This is a genomic window from Nostoc sp. PCC 9305, from assembly GCF_963920915.1.
Classification (GTDB): domain Bacteria; phylum Cyanobacteriota; class Cyanobacteriia; order Cyanobacteriales; family Nostocaceae; genus Nostoc.
In genome coordinates this window covers 1-1,961 of record NZ_CAWUDN010000235.1, presented here as the reverse complement: position 1 = coordinate 1,961, position 1,961 = coordinate 1, and the positions used below count along the sequence as shown (strand labels likewise).

At 37.6% G+C, this 1,961-nt stretch carries 1 protein-coding gene; it reads left to right on the top strand.

The annotated features are described in order from the left end of the window. Positions 1-77: 77 nt before the first annotated feature. Complete coding sequence (locus ACM0OX_RS35505) at positions 78-1,781, top strand: hypothetical protein (protein ID WP_414519885.1); 1,704 nt, start codon at positions 78-80, stop codon at positions 1,779-1,781. The last annotated feature ends 180 nt before the right edge of the window (positions 1,782-1,961 follow it).

Genomic DNA, 1,961 nt, shown 5'->3' with positions numbered 1-1,961 from the left:
GTATCCGCTCAATAAATAGGGGATAGGAAGAAAAATAAGAGGATACAAAGGTACACAAGGATCGTAGAATATAGTGGATGACGCAGAAACCATTTTCAGGCAAACAAGTATCGGCATTACTGCAAACAATCGACCCAAAAGAGATTGTAGACAATGCTGTGCGTCAAACTGTAGAACTTTTATTGAACCTGATAGAGCAACTGAACTCAAAAGTCAAAGATTTAGAAGAAGAAAACCAGAAGTTACTCTCTGAAAACAATCGGCTTAAGGGAGAACAAGGGAAACCAGACATCAAGCCCAACTTGAAAGGGTTAAAGAAAGACCACTCATCAGAGAAAGAACGCAAAACCCCTTCTTCGCACAGCAAAAGTAGCAAAAAAGCTAATCTAAAAATAGATCGGTCGGAGATTCTAGAATACCCTCCATCAGAATTACCACAAGACGCACAATTCAAGGGTTATGAGGAAGTAATTGTCCAAGACATCTTACTGAAAACGGATAACGTACTTTTCCGTAAGCAGAAATATTACTCACCCCAAACAGGAAAAACCTATTTAGCAGAATTACCACTCGGATATGACGGAGAGTTTGGTCCAGGAGTAAAAGCTTTAGTGATGAGCCTTTACTACGGGGGCAATATGACTCAAGGGAAATTATTAGAGTTATTAGAAGATATTGGCATTTCAATGTCAGCAGGATATTTATCGAATCTACTAATTAAAAACCAAAGTGACTTTGAAACTGAGTTCAACGAAGTATATGTATCAGGATTAGCGAGTAGTCCTTGGCAGCATTTAGATCAAACAGGTGCGCGTGTAAAAGGGGTAAATCACACAACAAATGTAATTTGTAATCCCCTGTATACAGTCTACTATACAACACTAAGAAAAGACCGATTAAGCGTACTTGGGGTATTGCAGAATAGTCAAGAAATTGAATTTATTCTGAATCTACTCACCTACGAGTTATTAGCTAGCTTAAATTTTCCAACCAAGTGGACTAATCGAATCAAATTATTGCCTCAAGAAACAGCATTTACTTGTGAACAGTTTAATGCGTTGTTGGATAAGCATTTAAACAAATTGGGATCTCAACATCGGACTCGTGTTTTAGAAGCCGCAGCGATTGCTTTTTACCATCAGCAATCCTTAATTCCAGTAGTACAAATCCTTGTTTGCGACGATGCACCCCAGTTTAAGTTACTAACAGATCATTTAGCTTTATGTTGGGTACATGAAGCTAGACATTATAAAAAGTTAAATCCCTTTGTTGCTTGTCATCAACAAACCTTAGAGAAATTTTTAGATGACTTTTGGATTTACTATCGAGAATTGCTCTTCTTTAAAGATTCTCCAAACCAAAAAAGAAAGCTGGAGCTAAAATCCCAATTCTGGGAGCTTTTTGGTACTGAAACTGGTTATAAGCAGTTAGATGAACGAAAAAGATTAACAGCAGCAAAAGTATCTGAGTTATTATTGGTTTTAGAGAATCCTGAATTGCCGCTACATAATAACCCTGCGGAACTAGCTGCTAGAACTATGGTGCAGCGACGTAACATTAGTTATGCGACTCAAACAAGTGAAGGCACTAAAGCTTGGGATATTTTTATGTCTCTTGTCGCGACCACTCGGAAATTAGGAATTAGCTTTTTTGAATATGTGCGCGACCGCATTTCCCAGTCAGGTAAAATTTTATCTTTAGGAACTATTATTCGAGAGAAATGTTTTCTTATCCTTCAAGCGTTGTCGCCCCAAGAAGAATTACTTTGCATGTCAGGGTAAAAACGAAGAGCTTAATAAAACAGTTAAACTGAAAACTAAAAACTACACTTACTATATTTAATTGTACGTGCGTCGAATCGTGCGCCCGTATCGCTTAAGGTTAAGGTATTTGTCTGTTTCCTACATTCATTCAACAATCACTAATAATTGTTGCTTACCGCAACTTATTGAGCGGATACT